Source organism: Cupriavidus sp. Met-2, assembly GCF_049843575.1.
Classification (GTDB): Bacteria; Pseudomonadota; Gammaproteobacteria; order Burkholderiales; family Burkholderiaceae; genus Cupriavidus; species Cupriavidus metallidurans.
The window spans coordinates 331061-354214 of record NZ_JBBHZL010000001.1 but is presented as its reverse complement, the minus strand read 5'-3'; the positions used below and the strand labels follow the sequence as shown (position 1 = coordinate 354214).

Sequence of the window (23154 nt, the reverse complement as noted above, 5' to 3'; positions counted from 1 at the left end):
ACGCGCGGATACCTCAAGCGCAAGACACGGCCAGACCGGGGACCCTTTCGACAGACGGAGGAGACAACAATGGCAAACGCGCAAAACGTGGCAATGCCTGGCGGCAAAGCCCACAATGCGCCGATGACGCGCGAGGAAAAGAAGGTCATTCTGGCCTCGTCGCTCGGCACGGTGTTCGAGTGGTACGACTTTTATCTATACGGTTCGCTGGCGGCGGTGATCGCCAAGCAGTTCTTCGCGGGCCTCGACCCCACTTCCGCATTTATCTTCGCCCTGCTGGCGTTCGCGGCAGGCTTCATCGTGCGTCCGTTCGGCGCACTGGTGTTCGGCCGTCTCGGCGACATGATCGGCCGCAAGTACACCTTCCTGGTGACAATCCTGATCATGGGCTTGTCGACATTCATCGTCGGCCTATTGCCCGGCTACGCCACGATCGGCTGGGCAGCACCGATCATCCTGATTGCACTGCGTATGTTGCAGGGCCTGGCGCTCGGCGGCGAGTACGGCGGCGCGGCCACCTACGTGGCTGAACACGCCCCGCACGGCAAGCGCGGCGCCTACACCGCCTGGATCCAGACCACCGCCACACTGGGCCTGTTCCTGTCCCTGATCGTCATTCTGCTGTGCCGTGAACTCACGGGCCCGCAGTTCGACACGTGGGGCTGGCGCATCCCGTTCCTGGTCTCGATCCTGCTGCTGGCCATGTCCGTGTATATCCGCCTGTCGATGAGCGAGTCGCCGGCCTTCCAGAAGATGAAGGCCGAGGGCAAGACCTCGAAGGCACCGCTGACCGAGGCATTCGGTCAATGGCGCAACCTGAAGATCGTGATCCTGGCGCTGGTAGGCCTGACCGCCGGCCAGGCCGTGGTCTGGTACACCGGCCAGTTCTACTCGCTGTTCTTCCTGACGCAAGTGCTGAAGGTGGACGCCAAGACGGCCAACCTGCTGATCGCCGGCGCACTGGTGATTGGTACGCCGTTCTTCATCTTCTTCGGCTCGCTGTCGGACAAGATCGGCCGCAAATGGATCATCATGCTGGGCTGCGCGCTGGCCGTGCTGACCTACTTCCCGCTGTTCAAGGCGATGACCCACTACGCCAACCCGGCGCTGGAACGTGCGCAGCAGACCGCGCAGATCGTGGTCACGGCCGATCCGAAGACCTGCTCGTTCCAGGGCAGCCCGATCGCTCGCGAAATCGACTTCCGCAGCTCATGCGATATCGTCAAGCGCACGTTGGCCCAGGCATCGGCCAGCTATGAAGTGGTGCAGGCCCCGGCCGGCACGATGGCTTCGGTGAAGATCGGCGACAAGGAAATCAAGGCCTTCGACGCCACGGTGACCGGCGGCCACAGCTTTGACGACGCCAGCAAGAAGCAGATCGCGGCGTTCAAGAAGGAAGTGAGCGAGTCCATGAGCGCGGCCGGCTATCCGACCAAGGCAGACCCGGCGCAGATGAACACGATCATGGTGCTGGTGGTCCTGGTGATCCTGGTGATCTACGTGACCATGGTCTACGGCCCGATCGCCGCGATGCTGGTGGAAATGTTCCCGACCCGCATCCGGTATTCGTCGATGTCGCTGCCGTATCACATCGGCAACGGCTGGTTCGGTGGCCTGCTGCCAACGATCTCCTTCGCCCTGGTGGCGCAGAACGGCAACATCTACTACGGCCTCTGGTACCCGATCATCATCGCGGCCATGACCTTCGTGCTGGGCGCGCTGTTCGTCCGCGAGACCAAGGACGTGGATATCTACGCGAACGACTGATCGCCAGTCGGTGAACCTTCGCTCAGGATGGCCAGCCGGCAGGCTGGTCTCCGCTTCCCAGGCAGGCCTTGCGCCTGCCGTTTTTTTTGGCAGCCACCGAGGCTTGCAGAAAGTTGTCACAAAGGTGTTGACAGCCTAAAAGGCACAGGTATAATTGCGGTCTTCGTTGGCGAATTAGCTCAGTTGGTTAGAGCGACGGAATCATAATCCGCAGGTCCGGGGTTCGAGTCCCTGATTCGCCACCATCTATTTGAAAAGCCGCAATCCTTCACGGGATTGCGGCTTTTTGTTTTGGCTCGTTGGAACGGGGCGGCGGACGAAGGCGAAGCCGAGGTTCTGCTTCATGTTCCGGATCGTGGCCTTGGGCAACTTGCGGGCGCGGGCAATGCCACGCGGGTCGCCCTTGACCAGCGGCAGTCAGGCCAAGCAGGTGGCCACGAGAATTACCAGCAAGGCGGCCGCCCATCCGCCACAGGCTACGGCGGAACTCCCTTGGAGGCGCTATCAAAATGAAGCGAAACGGTTCTGGCTAGACGCGCGGCCGCAGACAGTACAAGTGGCACGGCAAGGCTGCGCAACGACGCCAGAATCATGTTGATCGCGCCTCTTAACCGCCAACCATCGCCATCAACGCAGGCAGCATCGGACTCTGTTTTGCCAGCCCACGCTGCTCTTCCAGAAGGCTCTGCAGGATCTCGTGCGTCGTATCGGGATTCGCCAGCACCACACGAAACACCGCGATCGGACGCCCGCCCCACTGGGAGGACGTCAACTGCGTCCGCGACACGAACGAGCGGCCTGCGTCGCGCTGCATTTCCTGGATGTTGATGGTCAGCGCGTCGAGCGCCTCGAGCAGTTGTTCGCGCTGTTCGGGCGAGGCCGAAAGCAACGCCGCTCGCACCGGCGCCGGCACGTAGCGATAGGTGAGGATGCAAAGCTGCGGCCGGCTGTCCAGTTCGAAGTCGGGCTGCTGTTCGATCAACGACGCGAAGTACTTCGCGTTGTCGATGCCCGTATCGATCAGCTTCGCCAGCCCCTTGCGGCCAAGCAGGTGCAGGTTCGCATAGAGCATGACGGCCGCCGAACCGCGGGACCCTTCGAGCGTATGGCGCCCCAGGTCCACCGAGCCCTTCCGCACGATGTAGTTTGCGTGCTGGATGATGTCCTGCGTCCACGCCGGATCGCGGAACAACACCATGCCGGCGCCCATCGGCACATAGAACTGCTTGTGCGCGTCGATGACGACCGAATCCGCGCGCTCGATCCCGGCAAAGCGCGCGCGCTCGCGTGCGGAGAGCAGTGTGGCACCCCCCCACGCGGCGTCCACATGAAAGTGGCAGCCGATCTCCTGCGCCACATCGGCAATGGCATCGAGCGGGTCCACCGCACCAGTCTCAGTGGTGCCAGCGATACCGACAATCGCCACTGTCCGGATGTTGCGTTGTTGAAGATCGCGTAATGTGTCGCGCAACAGGTCGACGCGCATCCGCCCGTCTTCATCGACGCCTACCGGCACCAGATTCTCGCGGCCGATACCGAGGATATCCGCCGCCTTTCGCAGCGAATAATGGCCGCGCTCCGACACGACGATCGCCAGCCCTGCGTATCCGTAGTGCCGCAACGCCGCTACCAGCCCCGCCTGGTTGATGCCCGCGAAGCCGTCGCGCGCGCGCAGCGTGTTGTTGCGGCTGGCCCAGAGCGCGGTGAGATTGGCCGTGGTGCCGCCCGAGCAGAATGCTCCGAGAGAATGCTCGGCATTGTGCAGCCATTGCGCGTAGAACGCGTCGTCCCGCGCAAAGACCAGGTGATGCAGCATCCCGATTACCTGACGCTCCAGTCCCGTCAATGCACCCGACGTTTCAAGCTTGACCACGTTCTGGTTCAGCGCCGCCACGATCTTGGCCAGCGACGGCATGAACGATGGCAGCGACGACGTCATGTGACCGACGAACGTTGGCGACGCCACGGGCATCACATGCCGGAACACATCGTTGAGCAGATGATCCGCGTGTTGCTGCGGCGCGGTCGGATCTTCCGGTATCTGGACCGAGGCAAAGGACGCCTCGCGCGTCGCGCAGGCACCAACCGGATCGAAGTCCTGGCCGGCAAAGAAGTCCGCGGGATGCTCGGCAACGCGCCGCTCCAGGTCGTCGAACGCGCCAAGGTCCGCATCGAACCAGTGCAGCGGACAGCCCTCGCCCATTTCCGCGTCGTTGCCGGTTGCCTCGCGAGCGTTGTCTGACCTCCCCGCCTTGCGCGCCTTCATGTGCCTATTCCAGTCCCAGTCCAGTGTGGTGCCGCCGCTGCAGCGGCGGCGAATCGCTGGGATTATGCCGGATAAGCCGAGGCCGGCGCTGCACGCCCACCCGATCGCGCGACCGCCCAGGCGCCCGTCAGCAGGCCAGATGATGCCGCCGCGCAAACTCGGCCAGATCGATCAGGGAACGGAACCCCAGCTTGGTCATGATGCTGGCCTTGTGCGAGCTCACGGTCTTGTTGCTGATACCGAGCACCACGGAGATCGCCTTATTGGAATGCCCGGCCGCGAGGAAGCGCATGACGGTCAGCTCGCGTCGGCTCAAGACCAAGATCGGATCGGCCGGCGCATTGGCCGCGCGGCGAATCGTCGTAAGCAGGGCCAGCGGAAATGCAGCATAGCCACTCATGACCGCGCGCACGGCATGCTCGATACCGCCGATGCCGTTGCCCTTGTCGACATACCCGTGCGCGCCGCTGAGCAACGCGCGTTCGGCAGCGCCGGATGCGGCTGACAGCACCAGCACGCGCGTTGCCGGGTGATGGGACACCACCTCCTCCACCACGGCATCGCCCGGAAGATCGCCGAGATCCAGGTCCACCATTACCAGGTCGGGGCGCTGTCTTGTGCGCAGTTCCTCCAAGGCTTCAGTGGCAGTTGTGGCCAGGCGGACTTCCTCGAAGCCCATGCTTTCCATCAGCGCGGCGGAGGCCGCCGCGCGTACACCAGGATGATTGTCGATTACTAGCGCATTGGACATACGATTCCTCCGATGAAACGAACGTGCGGAGAGCATAGGTCGTCCGGTCATGCGCCGGATGTGGAAGGCGCCAGCGATGCACTTCGAAACTTCCAGGCCATCATGCGGACATTTCGGATGTTGCAGACTTGTTTCCGTCGGATTGCACCAATTCCGCGCGACACCAGACACCGGAGATCTGTGGCCGCAGAGGCTCCCAGTGCAGATGACAATCATGAAATCTTTAAAAAATTTAACGGGAATTGACCTAAGTTAGAGGTGTCGCATCAGGCACGTGCCATGATGGAAGCTAGCAGTTGCAGCCCCCCTTCAATTCAGGAGATCCAAACATGCCCCAAATCGTTCTTGCCACCGACGGTTCCGCTTTCAGCGACGCGGCAGCGCGCTTCCTTGCCGACGGCAAACTGCTGCAGACCGGCTTCACCGTCCACGTCATCCATATCACGCCCGACGTAACCGGGCAGGTACGCGCATTCGTCAGCAAGGAAACCATCGACGCCTGGCACCAGGAAGAAAGCGGCAAGGCGATGGCATCGGTCTGCGAAATCCTGTCAGCGGCCAAGGTACCGTTCGAGCAGCACGCGCTGCACGGATTCCCGCCGGAGAAGATCGTGGCCTACGCGAAGTCGGTCGATGCGGGCGCCATCGTCATGGGTACCCACGGACGTGGCTCGTTCCTTGATGCGGTGATTGGTTCGGTCGCGGGCCGCGTGCTGGCGCACGCCGGATGCCCGGTAATCATGGTCAAGCCGGAAAAAAGCTGAAGGCCGGCCCGTTCGGGCCAAGCTGTTCCATGACGGCGCGGCTTCGGGCTGATGTCAGGCCCAGAGCGGCGCCTCGTCCATGAGCGCGATCTGTTCGCGCAACTCCAGAATGCGATCCTGCCAGTAACGCGCCGTGCCGAACCACGGAAACGCGGCCGGAAAGGCGGGATCGCGCCATCGGCTGGCCAGCCACGCGCTGTAGTGCAACAGGCGCAGCGTGCGAAGTGCCTCGACCAGCCAGAGCTCCCTCGCATCGAATTCCGCGAAGTCCTCGTAACCCGCCACGATGTCGGCCAACTGGTCCTGCATCGCCACGCGGTCTCCCTCCAGCAGCATCCACAGATCCTGCACGGCCGGTCCCATGCGGCTGTCATCGAAATCAACGAAGTGCGGCCCGGGTGTGCCCCGGCCGCGTGCATCCTCTTCGTCGATCCACAACACATTGCCGCGATGGCAATCCCCATGCAGACGCAACAGGCGAACCTCTCCGGCACGCTCGTAGCTGCGGCGCACACCGTCCAGCGCGAGGTCCGCCGCCGCACGCCAGGGCGCCAGCAGGTCGGCGGGAATGCAATCGTGCGCGAGCAGATAGTCGCGCGATGCAATGCCGAAAGTATCGATATCCAGCGCGGGCCGCGCCTGGTATGGCGCGGTGGCGCCGATGGCGTGAATACGGCCGATGAAGCGCCCGAGCCAGGTGCGGGTTTCGGCCTTGTCGAGCGCGGGTTCGCGGCCCCCGCAACGTGGAAACACCGCGAAGCGGAAGCCCTCGTGTGTGAACAGCGTGGTGCCGGACTGGTCGCCGCTATTGGCCGCCAGGGCCGGCACAGCAGGCACTTCCGCACCGGCCAGCTGCTGCACGAATGCATGTTCCTCAAGGATCGCCGCATCGGTCCAGCGGCCCGGCCGATAAAACTTGGCGACGACCGGCGCGGCATCCTCGATGCCCACCTGCCAGACGCGGTTCTCGTAGCTGTTGAGCGCCAGCAGGCGCCCATCCGGATAGAACCCCGCCGCCTCGAGCGCATCGAGGATGCACTCGGGGGTCAGTCCCGCGTAGGGGACTTCATCGGTCGACGAGGGACGATCCGGCTCGCTCATGACGGATGCGATCAGTGGGCGGGCTTGCGGCCACCGCCGAGCAGGGCCGCCTGCGGGGCCGGCCGACGATTGCGAGCGGGCGGCGCGGCAGTGTTGTCCTGAGCCGGACGCGCTTGCTGCGGACGCGGGTTCGCACCCCTGGCGTTCGCATTGCCCTGCGCATTGCCCTGCGCATTGCCCTTGGCCGTGCCCTTGGCCGTGCCCTTGGCGGTGCTATTGGCGTGGCCGTTGCCGCGCCCACCTCCCTGCCCGGTACGCGGCGCATTACCACTGCCTCCGGCGTTGCCGTTACGGGCCTCGCCACGCGCCGGCTGTGCCGGACGCGGTTGGCGCGGCGCTTCCTGACGCTCGCCTTGCGCGGCGCGCGGCTGGCGGCGCTCGCCACCGTTGCCGGCATTCCCCTGGCCGTTGCCGCGCGGCTGACCGCCACGCTGCTGCTGCCGGCCCTTCTGGATCGGCTCGGCCTTGATGCTCGGATCGACTTCGAAACCGGGCAGCAGCACCTGCTCGATCTGGCGCTTGATCAGGCGCTCGATATCGCGCAACAGGCCATGTTCGTCCACGCAAACCAGCGAGATCGCCTCGCCTTCGGCGCCGGCACGGCCAGTACGGCCGATACGGTGCACGTAGTCCTCGGGCACGTTGGGCAGATCGAAGTTGACCACGTGCGGGAGCTGGTCGATGTCGATGCCACGTGCGGCGATGTCGGTGGCCACCAGCAGGCGCAGCGTGCCGGCCTTGAACTCGGTCAGCGCGCGCGTGCGGGCCGACTGGCTCTTGTTGCCGTGGATCGCCAGCGCTGAGAGGCCGTCCTTGGTCAATTGTTCGGCCAGCCGGTTGGCGCCATGCTTGGTGCGCGTGAACACCAGCACCTGATGCCAGTCGTGCTGGCGCACCAGATGGGCCAGCAGTTCGCGCTTGCGTTCCCGGTCGACCGGGAACACGCGCTGCGCCACGGTTTCCGCCGTGGTATTGCGGCGTGCCACTTCGATCGACGCCGGGTTGTCCAGCAGGCGATCGGCCAGCGCGCGGATATCGTCCGAGAACGTGGCCGAGAAAAGTAGATTCTGGCGCTTGGGCGGCAGAACGTTCAGGACCTTGCGGATATCGTGGATGAAGCCCATGTCGAGCATGCGGTCGGCTTCATCGAGCACCAGCAGTTCAACGTGCGAGAGGTCGATCGTGCGCTGCGCCACGTGGTCCAGCAGACGGCCAGGCGTGGCCACCACGATATCGACACCGCGCCTGAGCGCCTCGATCTGCGGATTGATGCCGACGCCGCCGAACATCACCATCGAACGCAGCTTCAGATACTTGCCATAGTTGCGCACGCTCTCTTCGACCTGCGCGGCCAGTTCACGCGTGGGCGTCAGCACCAGCGCACGCACGTTCGGGCGCGCGCCGCGGGGCGCATTGCCGCCATTGGCGCGCGCGGCGGTTTCGGAGAGCAATTGCAGCATCGGCAGCGTGAAACCTGCCGTCTTGCCGGTGCCGGTTTGCGCACCGGCAAGAAGATCGCCACCTTTGAGAATTGCGGGAATGGCTTGCGCCTGAATCGGGGTCGGCGTGGTGTAGCCCTGTTCGGCCACGGCACGCACCAGCTTGTCGGACAAGCCGAGTTCGGAAAAAGACATGAAATGACGCTTCGGCCGCCCGTCGCGCAAGAAAGTGCGCCAATCGTGGAGCGGCTCGGGTAGAAAACCGTAACCTGAGGGTCAGGTTCGGTGGGACAGGTCGATTGCCCCCGTCTCCGATCAGGAAAGGGCCGTAGTGTACCAGTCTGGCGAGAGGCCCGGAGCGATACGATAACGAGGTGGCGCTGCGCTATCATTGCGGCCACCCGGCCCGGCGCCCCACGTCACCGCTCATCGCCATGCGGCTCCGTTTTCTCGAAGATCAAGAAGTCACGCTTTTCGCGGCCATCCCCGTGGGGATCCTGGCCGGCATCGTCACGACGCTGTTCAAGGCCGCGCTCGAATCGAGCGGGCTGGTCATGTTCGGCACCGAGGCGGACATCGTCATGGTGTTCGCCGGGCTCGCCGTCGCCTGGCGCGTGGTGATCCCCGCACTTGGCGGCGCGCTGGCCGGCGGGTTGCTCGTGCTGGCCAACCGCCTGGCTGCCGCCGAGCCCGGCCCGGCCGATTACATGGACGCGGTGTCTCGCGGCACGGGGCAGCTGCCGCTGAAGATCACGCTGCTGCGCTCGTTGTCGTCGTTCTGCTCAATCATCTCCGGCAGTTCGGTCGGCAAGGAAGGCGCGATGATCCAGCTTGCGGCGCTATGCGGCTCGCTGTTCCCGTCGGCGCGTGCCGACCACACCTCGGGCGACACCAATATGCGCCGGATGCTGACCGCCTGCGGCGCGGCAGCCGGCCTGGCCTCGGTCTATCACACGCCGCTTTCGGCCGCCGTCTTCGTCGCCGAAGTCGTGTTCGGCGCACTGGCCGTGCAGCGGCTGATGCCGCTGTTCCTGGCCTCTGTGGCGGGCGCGATGGTCAGCCAGTGGCATGGCGGCCTGCAACCGCTCTATCCCGGCCTCCATATCGAACCCGACCTGCGCCCGCAGATGCTGATGGCAGCGGTCTTGCTCGGCGTGCTGGCCGGCGCGGCCGGTGCCCTGTTCATGCGCGCCACCACGATTGCACGCAACGGCTTCCGTCACGTGCCCGGTGGCCCGGTCGCCCGTCTGGCGCTCGGCGGCGCACTGGTCGGGCTGCTGGCGATCGTGGTGCCGGAGGTGGTCGGCAACGGCTACTTCACGATCCAGACGATCCTCCAGGGCCATCCGCTGTCGGTGCCTGTCTGGGGTGTGCTGGTGGCGAAGCTCGTGGCCACCGTGGCCAGCATCGGTTCGGGGGCGGTGGGTGGCGTCTTCACGCCATCGCTGTTCGTCGGCGCGGCCCTTGGCCAGTTGCTGGCGATGCTCGTGCCCGGTGGCGGCATGGCCCCGGTGCTGCCGCTGGTCGGCATGACCGCGTTCCTGGCGGCTACCAGCCAGGCGCCGCTAATGTCGGTGCTGATGGTATTCGAGATGACGCTGGCCCCGGCGCTGCTGCTGCCGTCGATGATCGGCGCCGTGGCGGCCTACTACACGGCGTCGCGCTGCCAAACCCTGTCGCTCTACAGCGTGGTGGTGGAGCGCGAGCAGGCTTCCGCGGCCGCCGAGCGCGCCCGCAGGCTCCAGCTGGCGGGCCTGTGCGACCCGACCGACACAGTCATCGACCCCGGCGCCAGCGTGGCCCAGGCCGCCGACAAGTTTGCCGAGACCGGCACGCGCTACCTCTATCTGGTCAATGCCGACGGCGCGCTGATCGGGGCAATCTCGATCCACGCCGTCCAGCGCGCCCAACGCGATGCACCCTCGGCAAATCTGCTGGACCTCGGCGACCTCGGCTTTCCGTCGCTGACGCCGGATTCGCGCCTGCGTGACGCGCTGGAGATTTTCTCGGTCCATGGCATCAACCGGATTCCGTTGGTCCGCGACACCACCAGCCGCGAACTGATGGGCACGGTGTCCAAGCAACGGGTGCTGCAGGAAGCCTCCTCCTTGTTCTGAATACGCCACACCGGGCCGGGCCACCGTCCCCGATCCGGGGACAAAAGGGTAGAATCGCGGCCTATCCTGCCAGCGCGATGCCGGCCGTTTTCGGGACCGCGGTGACCGCGTCCGGCGCCGGTGGCGTTGTAGTTCCACTCACTCGCCACTTTTGCCGGAGCCTTCATGCCCATGCTGTTTTCGCGTCTGTCGCTGGTCGCGTGCGCCGCGACGCTGCTGATGTCCGTGGCCCCCGCCATGGCGCAGGAAACCCAGCCGATTCCCGGCGCGCCGGTGCGCGTGATCCCTGCGGATGCCATGATGGCCCGCATGGAAATCGTGCGATCGACCGATACGGATCCGATGCGCGCCAAGCTCGACGGCAAGGCCTTTGGCCTGGCGCCAGGCCTGCGCATCTTCAGCACGGAAACGCTGCTGATGAATCCGGTCACCGTGGCCGGCAAGAAATTCCCGGTGCGCTACAAGCTCGACCTGTACGGTCAGCTGCTGACCGCCTGGGTCATGACCGACGCCGAAGTGAAGGCCTGGAAGGCCGCGCACTGACGCATTTTCGATTCAACCTGTTGTGCCCTTGATGCCCCCAGGTAAACCACTGAGACCGGCACCATGAAGAAGGTATTTGTCAAAACGTACGGCTGCCAGATGAACGAGTACGACTCGGACAAGATGGTAGACGTGCTGAACGCGACGCAGGGCATGGAGCCCACGGACAACGTCGAAGACGCCGACGTGATCCTGTTCAACACCTGCTCGATCCGCGAAAAGGCCCAGGAGAAAGTCTTCTCCGAACTGGGCCGCATGAAGGCGCTGAAGGCTGCCAAACCCGATCTGGTGATCGGCGTGGGTGGCTGCGTGGCCAGCCAGGAAGGCGCCTCGATCGTGTCGCGCGCGCCGTATGTCGACGTCGTGTTCGGCCCGCAGACACTGCACCGCCTGCCCGACCTGATCAACCGCCGCCAGCAGACCGGCCTGTCGCAGGTCGACATCTCGTTCCCGGAGATCGAGAAGTTCGACCACCTGCCGCCGGCGCGTGTGGACGGCCCGAGCGCGTTCGTGTCGATCATGGAAGGCTGCTCGAAGTACTGCAGCTATTGCGTGGTGCCGTACACCCGCGGCGAGGAAGTGTCCCGCCCGTTCGAGGATGTGCTGGCCGAAGTGGCCGGGCTGGCCGAACAGGGCGTGCGCGAAGTGACGCTGCTGGGCCAGAACGTCAACGCCTATCGCGGCGCGATGGGCGGCACGAGCGAGATCGCCGACTTCGCGCTGCTGATCGAGTACGTGGCCGATATCCCCGGCATCGAGCGCATCCGCTACACCACCAGCCACCCGAAGGAATTCACGTCGCGCCTGATCGAGCTCTACGGCCGTTGCGACAAGCTGGTGAACCATCTGCACCTGCCCGTGCAGCACGCGTCCGATCGCGTGCTGGCAGGCATGAAGCGCGGTTACAGCGTGCTGGAGTACAAGAGCATCATCCGCCGGCTGCGCGCGTTGCGTCCGGACATGTCGATGTCGTCGGACTTCATCGTCGGCTTCCCCGGCGAGACCGATGCCGACTTCGACAAGCTGATGGCCATGGTTCACGAGATCGGCTACGACACCTCGTTCTCGTTCATCTTCAGCCCACGCCCCGGCACGCCGGCGGCGAACCTGCACGATGACACGCCGCACGAGGTCAAGCTGCGCCGCCTGCAACTGCTGCAGGCCACGATCGAGGAGAACGTGCAGCGCATCAGCCAGAGTATGGTCGGCACGGTTCAACGCATCCTGGTGGAAGGCCCGGCGCGCAAGGACCCAACCGAACTGCACGGCCGCACCGAAAACAACCGCGTGGTCAACTTCGCGCTGCCGGGCGTGCCGCAGGCCCAGCGCGACCGCATGATCGGCCAGATGGTCGACGTGAACGTCACGCAGGCATTCCCGCATTCGCTGCGCGGCGAGTTCGTCGTGCGCCAGTAAGCGCCGTTCAACAAGGCTCCATGAAGATTCCAACCGCCGAATTCGTCGCTCCCAGGGACGACAACACGCGCCTGCAGAACCTGTGCGGGCCGCTCGACGAGAACCTGCGCCAGATCGAGCAGGCGCTCGACGTGACGATCCAGCGCCGCGGCCACCGCATGACGGTGCGCGGCGAACGCGCCCAGGACGCGACGCTGGCGCTGGAGCGCTTCTACAACAATGCCCGCGTGGCGCTATCGATCGACGACGTGCAGCTTGGGCTCGTGGAATCGCGTCAGGTGGCCGCGCATGGCGCCTACCTGCCGAGCACGGAAGGCAACGACGGTTCCAGCATCGACGACGAATCGCCGGTGCTGCATACGCGCCGCACCGGGCTTCAGGGCCGTACGGCCATGCAGCGCGACTATCTGCGCAACATCCTGTCGCACGATCTGACGCTCGGCGTCGGCCCGGCGGGTACCGGCAAGACCTACCTCGCCGTGGCCTGCGCCGTCGACGCGCTCGAGCGTGACGTGGTCAAGCGCATCGTGCTGACGCGCCCGGCCGTGGAAGCGGGCGAACGGCTCGGCTTCCTGCCCGGCGACCTGGCGCAGAAGGTCGACCCGTACCTGCGCCCGCTCTACGACGCCCTCTACGACCTGCTCGGCTTTGACCGCACGCAGAAGATGTTCGAACGCCAGATGATCGAGATCGCGCCGCTCGCGTACATGCGCGGCCGCACGCTCAATCACGCGTTCATCATCCTGGACGAAGCACAGAACACCACGCCGGAACAGATGAAGATGTTCCTGACGCGGATCGGCTTCGGCTCCAAGGCCGTGATCACCGGCGACACCACCCAGATCGACCTGCCGCGCGGCCAGAAAAGCGGCCTCGTGGAGGCGCAGCACGTGCTGCGCGACGTGCGCGGGGTGTCGCTCACGCGCTTTACCAGCGTCGACGTTGTTCGCCACCCGCTCGTGGCGCGCATCGTCGAGGCTTATGACGAATATCACGCCCAGCACAAGGACGCCTGATCTTGACCAAGAAGTCTCCCAATGCCACCAGCCTCGTGCTGTTCGATGCCGATGGCCGCGCCCGCAAGGCAAACGCGCACGCGCTGCGTATCCAGCTGGCCGACGGCCGCAGCCTGACGCTGGACCTGTCCCAGGCCGGCGACGGCGTGGTGGCGCTGCTCGCCGAGCACACCGATACCCGCCAGCAGGCTGGCCTGCTGGTGCGCCCGGACAACAGCGACGCGCTGTCCGTGGCCGTGACCGCCACGCCGATCGTCACCACCACGGGCACGCCGGCGACCCCGCCCGCGCTCGAGCTTGACGTGCAGCATGGCGACGGCGTGTCGAAGCGCAACGGCCTGCCGAGCCGCAAGCAAATCGAGAAATGGGTGAAGTCCGCGCTCTATGCCGACGCCGCGCTGACAGTGCGCTTCGTCGACGAGACGGAAGGTCGCACGCTGAACCGCAGCTATCGCGGCAAGGACTACGCCACCAACGTGCTCACGTTCGCCTATGCCGAGAACGACGACGATCCGGTGGCCGGCGACATCGTGCTGTGCTGCCCGGTAGTGGAGTCCGAAGCCAAGGCGCAGAAGAAGTCGCTCGAAGCCCACTACGCCCATCTGATCGTGCACGGGGTGCTCCATGCCCAGGGCTATGAGCACGATGACGACACCGAGGCCGAGGAAATGGAAGCCATCGAGACCGAAACGCTGCAGGCCCTGGGTTTCGAGGATCCGTACAAGCCGATCCGCGAGTAACAGACAGTCTGGCTCCCCACTCCCGCAAGCGTGAGCGGGGAGCACGAAAAGCCACCCGGACAGCCACCCCACCCGGCCCTGTCACGGGCCCGCAAGGCTTTTAGTGTATGCTTCAGACGATCTCCACCACGCGCTAGCCGCGACATGAACGACCCCTATCCCAGTTCGAAACCTGCCAATCACAAGCAGACGGATCGCCCACGATCCCTACTCGAACGCCTTTCGGACTTCATCTCTCCTGAGCCCGATACCCGCGCCGAATTACTGGAAGTGCTGCAGGACGCGCACGAGCGTAACCTGATTGACGCCGACTCGTTGTCGATGATCGAAGGCGTGTTCCAGGTGTCTGAACTCACCGCGCGCGACATCATGGTGCCCCGGGCGCAGATGGACACGGTCAACATCGCGGACGCGCCGGAGACCTTCATCCCGTACATGCAGCAGACCGCGCACTCGCGGTTTCCGGTCTACGAAGGCAACCGTGACAACATCATCGGTATCCTGCTGGCCAAGGACCTGCTGCGCTATTACACGGACCCGAACTTCGACCTGCGCGAAACGCTGCGCCCGGCCGTGTTCATCCCCGAGTCAAAGCGGCTGAACATTCTGCTGCGCGAGTTCCGTATCAATCGCAATCACATCGCGATCGTCGTCGACGAGTACGGCGGCGTGGCCGGTCTGGTCACGATCGAGGACGTGCTCGAGCAGATCGTGGGTGACATCGAGGACGAGTTCGACCTCGACGAGGACCATGACAACATCCTGCCTACCGCCGACGGCGCCTGGCGCGTGCATGGCCTGACCGAGATCGAGCAGTTCAACGAGACCTTCGGCACGGCATTTCCCGATGACGACGTCGATACGGTCGGCGGCCTGCTCACGAACCATGTGGGGCATGTGCCGCATCGTGGCGAGATCATCACGCTGCCGCCGATGCAGTTTGAAGTCCTGCGCGCGGATGCCCGCCAGGTGCACCTGCTGCTGGTGCGCCGCGAGGCGCCCGCCGAACCGGCTCTCGTCGCCGAAGCATGACGCGCGTCGGCACGCCCGGCGCCGTGGGCACCCCTCGGGCCGGTTCGGCCGACTCACCAATGGGCGGCACGCCGCCCTCCCCTTTTCAGACTATGCAAGTCACGTCCCGCTCCGGCACCGTGTTCCGGCTGCTGATCGCGGCCGTCCTGGGCGTGGCCCATACACAAGCCTTCGCACCGCACAACTGGTGGTGGCTGCAGATCCTGTCGCTGGCCGGACTCGTCGCACTGATCGCCGGCGCCCCACGCCCGCGCGCCGCAGCGGCCACGGCCTATGCCTTCGGGCTGGGCTGGTTCCTGTCCGGCATCTGGTGGCTGTTCATCAGCATGCACGTCTACGGCGAGATGCCGTCGTGGATGGCCGGTCTGGCCGTGGTGCTGTTTGCCGGCTACCTGTCGATCTGGCCCGCCCTGGCCGGCGCGGCCTGGCACTGGCTGACACAACGCGGCCGCAACGGCGTGCTCCCCGCGCTGGCGTTCGGCGCCACGTGGGCGCTCTCCGAGTGGCTGCGCGGCGTGGTGTTCACCGGATTTCCGTGGCTCGGCAGTGGCTATCCCCACACGGACGGCCCGCTGGCGGGTTTCGCGCCGCTGATCGGCGTCTATGGCATTTCCGCGCTGGCCGGGTTCATCGCGGCCTTGCTGGTGGCAGTCGTCGGCGCCATCGGCCGCCAGCGAAAAGCCCGATCGGCGGTGCTCGCCGGCGGACTCGCGGTGGGCGTGCTGGCCTGCGGCGCGGCGCTTGCGCCGATCCAGTACACCTCGCCCATCGGACAGCCGATCCATGTCCGGCTGCTGCAAGGCAATGTGGCCCAGGACATCAAGTTCGAACCCGTGGGCATCGAGCGATCGCTGGAGCTTTACCGCGACCTGATCACCGAGGCGCCGGCCGATCTGGTGGTCACGCCGGAGACCGCATTCCCGGTAATCCTGCAGGAACTGCCGGTCGAGATCGCCCGTGCGGTGCGTACCTTCATGGAAAAGACCGGCACCACGATCATCTTCGGCGCCGCCGGCGCCGATTCGCCGGTGGATTTCACCAACAGCGTGTTCGCGATCGGCCCGGAACAGGATCAGCTCTACCGCTACAACAAGCACCATCTGGTGCCATTCGGCGAGTTCATCCCGTTCGGCTTCCGCTGGTTCGTGGACATGATGAAAATGCCGCTGGGCGATTTCCGGCGCGGCACGCTGGACCAGCCGGCGGTTCCGGTACGCGGCATTCATGTGGCACCGAATATCTGCTACGAGGATTTGTTCGGGGAAGAGATCGCGGCCACGCTGCGCCAGCAGGCAACACCGGCCAACATGCTGGCCAACGTCACGAACCTGGCCTGGTTTGGCGACACGATCGCACTGGACCAGCACCTTCAGATCTCGCGGATGCGCGCGCTGGAAATGCGCAGGCCCATGCTGCGTGCCACGAATACGGGCATGACCGCCGTGGTGGCACCGGATGGCACAGTGCAGGCAAAGCTGCCGACTTTCCAGGTGGGAACGCTGACCGCGACCGTGCAGGGCATGCAGGGCCTGACGCCTTACATCCGCTGGGGTAACGTGCCGGTGCTGATCGGCAGCCTGCTGGTGCTGTTGGTGGCCGCCCGCGCGCGACGCGCGCGCGGGTAGGCGAAACGACGGTGCGAAGCCTCGGGGCTCAGCCGATCACCGAAGTGGCGATCGAGACGGCCGCAGCAGCGGCCATCACAGCGATGGCGACGAGGTACGGTTTGCGAGACAGCAGCGACATGACCAATCCCAAGAAGTAAAGATGATGATTCCCGGAGCGCCTTCCGGCCCGTGCATCGACCCACGCGGATAAGGGAGGCGGTTCCAGCCGCAGCCTGTTCGTTTTGTGTTCAGCCGCGTGCTTCAACTGTATACAAAAACGTTATCGGCACCTATAAGTCGGTTCTGAAACCCCGGTCGGGATTTACCCGACCCGTTGCAAAAGCCCGACAGTGTCGCCAAGCATGATTCGTGCCCCGGCACCCTTGTTTCCACGTCGCTTGCGCGGGGGGCGACCCAAAAACCCGATAGAATTCAAGGTTTGGCAAACCCCGCGCGAGACGGCTCGTGCACTTGCCCGCCAGATTTCCTTTTCGTCTTCCTATGCTGACCTTCCAACAAATGATTCTGACCCTGCAGGCCTACTGGGACCGGCAGGGTTGCGCGCTGTTGCAACCGATCGATCTGGAGGTCGGCGCCGGGACGTCGCACGTGCACACCTTCCTGCGCGCCATCGGCCCGGAACCGTGGCGTGCCGCATACGTGCAACCGTCGCGCCGCCCCAAGGACGGCCGCTATGGCGAGAACCCCAACCGCCTGCAGCACTACTACCAGTACCAGGTGGTGCTCAAGCCGGCGCCCGAGAACATTCTCGAGCTGTACCTCGGCTCGCTCGAGGCGCTGGGCCTTGACCTCAAGCAGAACGACATCCGCTTCGTCGAGGACGACTGGGAAAATCCGACGCTCGGCGCATGGGGCCTGGGCTGGGAAGTCTGGCTCAACGGCATGGAAGTGACGCAGTTCACCTACTTCCAGCAGGTTGGCGGCATCGACTGCAAGCCGATCACCGGCGAAATCACCTACGGCATCGAGCGTCTGGCGATGTACCTGCAGAAGGTCGAGAACATCTACGACCTGGTCTGGACCGAATGGCAGGAAAACGGCGAGACGCGCCGCCTGACCTACGGTGACGTGTACCACCAGAACGAAGTGGAACAGTCCACCTACAACTTCGAGCACAGCAACACGGAAATCCTGTTCCGCCATTTTGCCGAGCACGAGAGCGAAGCCAAGCGCCTGATGGGCGATACCGGCGAAAAGGCCGAAGGCGCGCAGGAGAAGGCCGCTGGCACACGCCTGGCGCTGCCGGCCTATGAACAAGTGCTCAAGGCCGCCCACACCTTCAACCTGCTGGACGCGCGCGGCGCGATCTCCGTGACCGAGCGTGCCGCCTATATCGGGCGAATCCGCAATCTGTCGCGCCAGGTGGCGCAGGCCTACTACGACTCGCGGGAAGCACTTGGCTTCCCGATGTGCAAGACCGAGGCCCGCGCATGACACCCCATCTGCGCGGCGTCTGTGCGATCGTCGCGTTGGCCGTGTCCGCCGTGGCGGTGTTCGGCGGCAGCGCCGACGCCCTGGCACGCACCGCATCCCCGCCAAGTCCGCAGGCGCTCTACCTGCCCGAGGACTTGAGCAATATTTGCGAAGCCGACCAGCAGGCCCTGCAACTGGCCATCACGCGGCACTGGCGCCCGGCGCTCAAGTCGATCGACCAGTGGACGCAGCTCGTGCGGTCGTTCTCGTGCGACCTGTCGGGCTCGCGCGATCTCGGCTGGCACCGGGTGCCGCTGCGCGCCTATGAAAGCGCGATCCGCTACCCGCTGCAGTGGGCCGAGTGGGAAGACCACAACGGCCGGCCGCGCCGCACCGTGCGCACTTACTATTCGGCCGCGCAGCTTCCCGCCAAGATCGAATTCTGGATCGGCGGACGCATCGACGAGATCCGTTATGACCGTCGTACGCAGCGGATCGACGCACGCTTTCCAGCCGCGGGTACCCGCGGCGCTTCCGGCGTGGCGGTGCAATGCGCCTACACCACGCTGCAATTCCGCCAGCAGAATGGCCTGTGGCTGCTGTCTGGCGTGGAACCCAATCTCTCGCCGCGCTGCTAAGCGCGCGCCCATACCTGTTGGATACGATTCATGTCGCAACCCATGACCGATTCGCTGCTGATCGAACTGTTCACTGAAGAACTGCCGCCGAAGGCGCTGGCACGCCTGGGCGAGGCCTTTGCCCAAGGCCTGTTCGACGGCCTCGGCGCGCGCGATCTGCTCGAAGCAGGCGCCACCGTTACGCCTTTCGCCACGCCGCGCCGCCTGGGCGCGCTGGTCTCCGGCGTGCGCCGCACCGCGCCGGACCGCGAGCAGCGCGAGAAGGTACTGCCGCTGACCGTGGCGCTCGATGCCAACGGCGCCCCGACGGCTCCGCTGGGCAAGAAGCTGGCGGCACTGGCCAAATCGGTCGGCGTAGCCGAGATTGACTGGCAGACGCTCGAGCGCGCCTCCGACGGCAAGGCCGATGCGTTCTTCTACCGCTACACCGCGCGCGGCGCGACGCTGGCCGATGGCCTGCAGGCAGCGCTCGACGAGACGCTGACCAAGCTGCCGATCCCGAAGGTGATGAGCTACCAGCGTCCGGACGGCACCACCGTGCATTTCGTGCGTCCGGCACACAGCCTGATCGCGCTGTACGGCGCGGAGATCGTGCCGGTTTCGGCGCTCGGCCTGCAAGCCAGCAATCTCACGCAAGGTCACCGCTTCCTGTCGCAGGGCACGATCGAGATTCCCCACGCGGCCGAGTACGCCGGCCTGCTGGAATCGCGCGGCCGCGTCGTCGCCAGCTATGCCGACCGGCGCGAGCGCATCCGCACGGCGCTGCTCAAGGAAGCCGGCGCCGACAAGGTCATCATGCCGGACTCGCTGCTTGACGAGGTGAACTCGCTGGTCGAATGGCCGGTGATCTACCCGTGCCACTTCGAGGAAGCCTTCCTGGCCGTGCCGCAGGAGTGCCTGATCCTGACGATGCAGACCAACCAGAAGTACTTTGCACTGACCGATGCCGAAGGGCACCTGCGCAACCGCTTCCTGATCGTATCGAACCTGGCCACCGACACCCCGCAATCGATCATCACGGGCAACGAGCGTGTGGTGCGCCCACGCCTGGCCGATGCGAAGTTCTTCTTCGACCAGGACCGCAAAAAGACGCTGGCCTCGCGCGTGCCGCAACTCGCCAACGTGGTCTACCACAACAAGATCGGCAACCAGCTCGACCGCGTGCAGCGCCTGCAGCAGATCGCCGGCCATCTTGCCGACGCGATGAACGCCACCGGCGCCCCGGTCGACAAGGCCGCCGCGATGCGCGGCGCCGAACTGGCCAAGGCCGACCTGCTGACCGATATGGTCGGCGAGTTCCCCGAGCTGCAAGGCACGATGGGCACGTACTACGCCCGCCACGACGACGAAGCCGAGGACGTCGCCCTGGCCTGCTCCGAACACTATCGCCCGCGCTTTGCCGGCGACGCGCTGCCGGCAGGCAACGTGAGCACCGCCGTGGCGCTGGCCGACAAGCTTGAGACGCTGATTGGCATCTGGGGCATCGGCCTGCAGCCGACGGGCGAAAAGGACCCGTTCGCGCTGCGCCGCCACGCGCTGGGCATCCTGCGGATGCTGATCGAGAAACCGCTGGCGCTGCCCCTGAACGACGTGCTGGGTCTGACCGAACAAGCCTTCGCCGGCATCGCGGCGGTCAAGCCTTCGCGCGAAGCGATCACCGACTTCCTCTTCGACCGCGTACGTGGCTACCTGAAGGACAAGGGCTACACGACCAACGAAGTAGAAGCCGTGGTCAGCCTGCGCCCGCAGCAACTGCACGACATCCTGGCGCGCATGGAAGCCGTCCGCACGTTCGCGGCGTTGCCTGAAGCCGAAGCCCTGGCCGCAGCGAACAAACGCATCACGAACATCCTGAAGAAGACGGACGAGGCAATCGGCAGCGTCGATGTATCGCTGTTCCAGGAGGCTGCCGAAGGCGCGTTGCACGAGGCGATCGAGCGCGTGCGCCCGGGCGTGGAAGCCGCGTTCGCGGGTGGTGATTTCACCGCCGCGCTGCGCGACCTGGCACAGCTTCGCGATGCCGTGGACCGCTTCTTCAACGACGTGATGGTCATGGCCGAGGACGCGAAGCTGCGCGCCAACCGCCTGGCGCTGTTGGCCACGCTGCACGGCCTGGCGAATCGCGTCGCGGACATTTCGAAGCTGGCGGCCTAAGCTGTCTCATACGCTGCATCACCGGAACGCGCGCCATGCCACAGTCCCAGTTGAAGTTCGTCATCCTGGATCGCGACGGAGTCATCAACCGCGACAGCGACCAGTTCATCAAGACACCCGACGAATGGATACCCATCGAGGGTAGCCTTGAAGCCATCGCCATGCTGAACCAGGCCGGCTACCGCGTAGTGGTGGCCAGCAACCAGTCGGGCATCGGCCGCGGCCTGTTCGAGATGAGCGCGCTCAACGCGATGCACGAGAAGATGTACAAGGCGCTGGCCAACCTCGGTGGCCGCGTCGAAGCCATCTTCTTCTGCCCGCACACGGCAGCCGACAACTGCGACTGCCGCAAACCCAAATCCGGCCTGTACGAGCAGATTGGCGAGCGGTTCGGCATCGAATTGCGCACCGTGCCCACGGTGGGAGATTCGCTGCGCGACCTTCAGGCGGGCGTGGCGGTTGGCTGCATCCCGCATCTGGTTCGTACTGGCAAGGGCATGAAAACGCTGGAAAAAGGCGGCCTGCCCGATGGCACGCGCGTGCATGACGACCTGGCAGCGTTTGCGCGCTGGCTGATCGACGATGCGGCGCCCAAGCCGCAACCAACCGCGCCCTGATATCCGTCCCCGATTACCGCCCCCGATCGATGACTTTCCTCCGTTCCCTGCTGTTCTCGCTGTACCTCCTGGCACTCACGCCCCCCTATGCGTGCCTTTGCTTCATCGTGTTTCCGTTCATGAATGCGGAGAACCGCTTCCGCTTCGTGCGCGGCTGGACAAGGCTCGTGATCTGGGCGGGCCGCCTGATCTGCGGCATCCACTATCGCATCGAGGGCATGGAGCAGGCGCAGTCGATGCTCGACAAGCACGTGGTGCTGCTGTCCAAGCACCAGTCCGCATGGGAAACCGTGGCCTATGTGGCCCTGATGCCCAAGCCGCTGTGTTTCGTCTTCAAGCGCGAGTTGCTGCTAGTACCGTTCTTCGGCTGGGCCCTGGGGATGCTGAAGATGGTCCATATCAATCGCAAGGACGGCCCGCGCGCGTTCGCGTCGGCCGCCCGCCAGGGCCGCGACCGCCTGGCAGAAGGCGCCTGGATCATCATGTTCCCGGAGGGCACGCGCACCGCCTCGGGCCTGGAGAAGCCGCGCTACAAGAGCGGCGGCGCCCGTCTGGCGGTGGAAACCGGCGCATGGGTTATCCCGATGGCTGTCAATTCGGGACGACTCTGGCCCCGCAACTCCTTCCTGAAATATCCGGGCATGATTACGATTTCGATCGGCGCCCCGATTGCGTCGGCCAACAAGACCGCAGACATGCTGAATCAGGAAGTCGAAGCGTGGATCGAGGCAGAGATGCGCCGCATCGATCCGGACAGCTATCGCCGCGCAGGAAACCAGGCCACCGCATGAAGCTGCTGCGCCCTGCTCCCGAGACACCCGGCGCGCAGCTCGAGCTGCCGCTGGCGGAGGCATTGCCGCCCGTCACGCCGGAGCAGCAGGACCTGTCGCCGACATCCGCGCCGCAAACACCCGAAACCGCGTCGCCCTGGCCCCCGGCCCTGCCCAACGGCCGGCGGCTGCAGGTGGGCGAACGTACGGTGCACTACGCCCTCAAGCGCTCGTCGCGGCGCACCATCGGCTTCACCGTGGACGATCGCGGCCTGTCGATCACCGCCCCCCGCTGGGTGACCCTGGCCGACGTCGAAGCAGCCATCCTCGAGAAGCAGCGCTGGATCTTCAACAAGCTGGGCGAATGGCGCCATCGCGAAGCACGCCGCATCCTGCCGACGGTGCAATGGCGCGACGGCGCGTCGCTACCGTTCCTGGGCCAGCCGATCACCCTGCAACTCGAATCGCCGGCCGGCGTGCTGATGTTCAATGCGGAATTGCGCATGCTGCATCTGGCCCTGCCCGCGCACGCCGACGAGCAGCAGATCAAGGACCGTGTGCAGGGCTGGATGCAGAACCAGGCGCGCCGCCTGCTGGCGGAGCGGCTGGACATCTATGCCGCGAAACTGGGCGTGCGTCATACCGGCTTCGCCCTGACCTCGGCAGCCACGCGCTGGGGAAGCTGCACGGCCGACGGCAAGATCCGGCTGAACTGGCGCCTCATGCATTTCCCGCTGTCAATGATCGACTACGTGGCCGCCCACGAGCTGGCGCATCTCAAGGAGATGAACCACGGACCGCGTTTCTGGGAAACAGTGGAATCGATCTTCCCCGAGTTCCGCGACGCCCGCGCCCAGCTTCGCGCTCATCCACCGGAACTGTTGCCGACGTTCTGACGTTCTGACGTTCTGACGTTCTGACGTTCTGACGTTCTGACGTTCTGACGTTCTGACGTTCTGACGTTCTGACGTTCTGACGTTCT

Annotated in this window: 19 protein-coding genes and 1 tRNA gene; 16 read left to right on the top strand and 4 right to left on the bottom strand. The window is 65.2% G+C overall.

Annotated elements, in window-relative coordinates; genetic code table 11:
* Positions 1 to 69 precede the first annotated feature (69 nt).
* Together WD006_RS01715 and WD006_RS01710 are read left to right on the top strand one after the other, a co-directional pair.
* Entirely contained in the window at positions 70 to 1767 is a 1698-nt protein-coding gene (locus WD006_RS01715) for an MFS transporter (protein WP_011515337.1), read from the top strand.
* A 168-nt stretch (positions 1768 to 1935) separates the two neighbouring features.
* A tRNA-Met gene (locus tag WD006_RS01710) sits at positions 1936 to 2012 on the top strand.
* A 362-nt stretch (positions 2013 to 2374) separates the two neighbouring features.
* Here WD006_RS01710 and panP read toward each other — a convergent pair.
* Together panP and WD006_RS01700 are read right to left on the bottom strand one after the other, a co-directional pair.
* Complete coding sequence (gene panP / locus WD006_RS01705; protein WP_011515334.1) at positions 2375 to 4033, bottom strand: pyridoxal-dependent aspartate 1-decarboxylase PanP; 1659 nt, start codon at positions 4031 to 4033, stop codon at positions 2375 to 2377.
* Between the two features lie 127 nt (positions 4034 to 4160).
* Positions 4161 to 4784, bottom strand: coding sequence for a response regulator transcription factor (locus tag WD006_RS01700; RefSeq protein WP_011515333.1), 624 nt, complete (start codon positions 4782 to 4784; stop codon positions 4161 to 4163).
* Between the two features lie 329 nt (positions 4785 to 5113).
* Here WD006_RS01700 and WD006_RS01695 point away from each other — a divergent pair, with 329 nt between their 5' ends.
* Positions 5114 to 5548, top strand: coding sequence for a universal stress protein (locus tag WD006_RS01695; protein ID WP_011515332.1), 435 nt, complete (start codon positions 5114 to 5116; stop codon positions 5546 to 5548).
* A gap of 54 nt (positions 5549 to 5602) precedes the next feature.
* Here WD006_RS01695 and WD006_RS01690 read toward each other — a convergent pair whose 3' ends face one another.
* Together WD006_RS01690 and WD006_RS01685 are read right to left on the bottom strand one after the other, a co-directional pair.
* Positions 5603 to 6649: a serine/threonine protein kinase gene (locus tag WD006_RS01690; RefSeq protein WP_011515331.1), complete on the bottom strand. Its 1047-nt coding sequence runs from the start codon at positions 6647 to 6649 to the stop codon at positions 5603 to 5605.
* 11 nt (positions 6650 to 6660) lie between these two features.
* Positions 6661 to 8283 (bottom strand): DEAD/DEAH box helicase, encoded by a 1623-nt coding sequence (locus tag WD006_RS01685; RefSeq protein ID WP_011515330.1) that lies wholly within the window; start codon positions 8281 to 8283, stop codon positions 6661 to 6663.
* Positions 8284 to 8522: 239 nt separating this feature from the next.
* Between WD006_RS01685 and WD006_RS01680 the strand changes: the two genes are divergently transcribed.
* From WD006_RS01680 to WD006_RS01620, 13 genes are all read left to right on the top strand, one after another.
* Positions 8523 to 10205 (top strand): ClcB-like voltage-gated chloride channel protein, encoded by a 1683-nt coding sequence (locus WD006_RS01680; protein WP_011515329.1) that lies wholly within the window; start codon positions 8523 to 8525, stop codon positions 10203 to 10205.
* A 165-nt stretch (positions 10206 to 10370) separates the two neighbouring features.
* Positions 10371 to 10748, top strand: a complete 378-nt coding sequence (locus WD006_RS01675; protein ID WP_011515328.1) for a hypothetical protein — start codon at positions 10371 to 10373, stop codon at positions 10746 to 10748.
* A 63-nt stretch (positions 10749 to 10811) separates the two neighbouring features.
* Positions 10812 to 12164 carry a tRNA (N6-isopentenyl adenosine(37)-C2)-methylthiotransferase MiaB gene (gene miaB / locus WD006_RS01670; RefSeq protein WP_011515327.1) on the top strand — a complete coding sequence of 451 codons (1353 nt, stop codon included), beginning with the start codon at positions 10812 to 10814 and terminating at the stop codon, positions 12162 to 12164.
* A gap of 20 nt (positions 12165 to 12184) precedes the next feature.
* Positions 12185 to 13180 carry a PhoH family protein gene (locus tag WD006_RS01665; RefSeq protein ID WP_011515326.1) on the top strand — a complete coding sequence of 332 codons (996 nt, stop codon included), beginning with the start codon at positions 12185 to 12187 and terminating at the stop codon, positions 13178 to 13180.
* A gap of 2 nt (positions 13181 to 13182) precedes the next feature.
* Positions 13183 to 13920, top strand: a complete 738-nt coding sequence (ybeY, locus tag WD006_RS01660) for an rRNA maturation RNase YbeY (protein WP_011515325.1) — start codon at positions 13183 to 13185, stop codon at positions 13918 to 13920.
* A gap of 144 nt (positions 13921 to 14064) precedes the next feature.
* Positions 14065 to 14952, top strand: a complete 888-nt coding sequence (locus WD006_RS01655) for an HlyC/CorC family transporter (protein ID WP_011515324.1) — start codon at positions 14065 to 14067, stop codon at positions 14950 to 14952.
* A 92-nt stretch (positions 14953 to 15044) separates the two neighbouring features.
* The gene (gene lnt / locus WD006_RS01650) at positions 15045 to 16577 is read left to right on the top strand and encodes an apolipoprotein N-acyltransferase (RefSeq protein WP_011515323.1); all 1533 of its coding nucleotides are present in this window, start codon (positions 15045 to 15047) and stop codon (positions 16575 to 16577) included.
* Positions 16578 to 17060: 483 nt separating this feature from the next.
* Positions 17061 to 18014, top strand: a complete 954-nt coding sequence (glyQ, locus tag WD006_RS01645) for a glycine--tRNA ligase subunit alpha (RefSeq protein ID WP_011515322.1) — start codon at positions 17061 to 17063, stop codon at positions 18012 to 18014.
* The gene (locus tag WD006_RS01640) at positions 18011 to 18631 is read left to right on the top strand and encodes a hypothetical protein (protein WP_011515321.1); all 621 of its coding nucleotides are present in this window, start codon (positions 18011 to 18013) and stop codon (positions 18629 to 18631) included. The genes glyQ and WD006_RS01640 overlap by 4 nt, the downstream gene beginning before the upstream one ends.
* 30 nt (positions 18632 to 18661) lie before the next feature.
* A complete protein-coding gene (gene glyS, locus WD006_RS01635) occupies positions 18662 to 20785 on the top strand; it encodes a glycine--tRNA ligase subunit beta (protein WP_011515320.1) in 2124 nt (707 codons plus the stop codon).
* Between the two features lie 35 nt (positions 20786 to 20820).
* Positions 20821 to 21402, top strand: coding sequence for a D-glycero-beta-D-manno-heptose 1,7-bisphosphate 7-phosphatase (gene gmhB / locus WD006_RS01630; protein WP_011515319.1), 582 nt, complete (start codon positions 20821 to 20823; stop codon positions 21400 to 21402).
* A 29-nt stretch (positions 21403 to 21431) separates the two neighbouring features.
* Positions 21432 to 22193, top strand: a complete 762-nt coding sequence (locus WD006_RS01625) for a lysophospholipid acyltransferase family protein (protein ID WP_011515318.1) — start codon at positions 21432 to 21434, stop codon at positions 22191 to 22193.
* Positions 22190 to 23068, top strand: coding sequence for a M48 family metallopeptidase (locus WD006_RS01620; protein ID WP_011515317.1), 879 nt, complete (start codon positions 22190 to 22192; stop codon positions 23066 to 23068). The genes WD006_RS01625 and WD006_RS01620 overlap by 4 nt, the downstream gene beginning before the upstream one ends.
* Positions 23069 to 23154 lie beyond the last annotated feature (86 nt).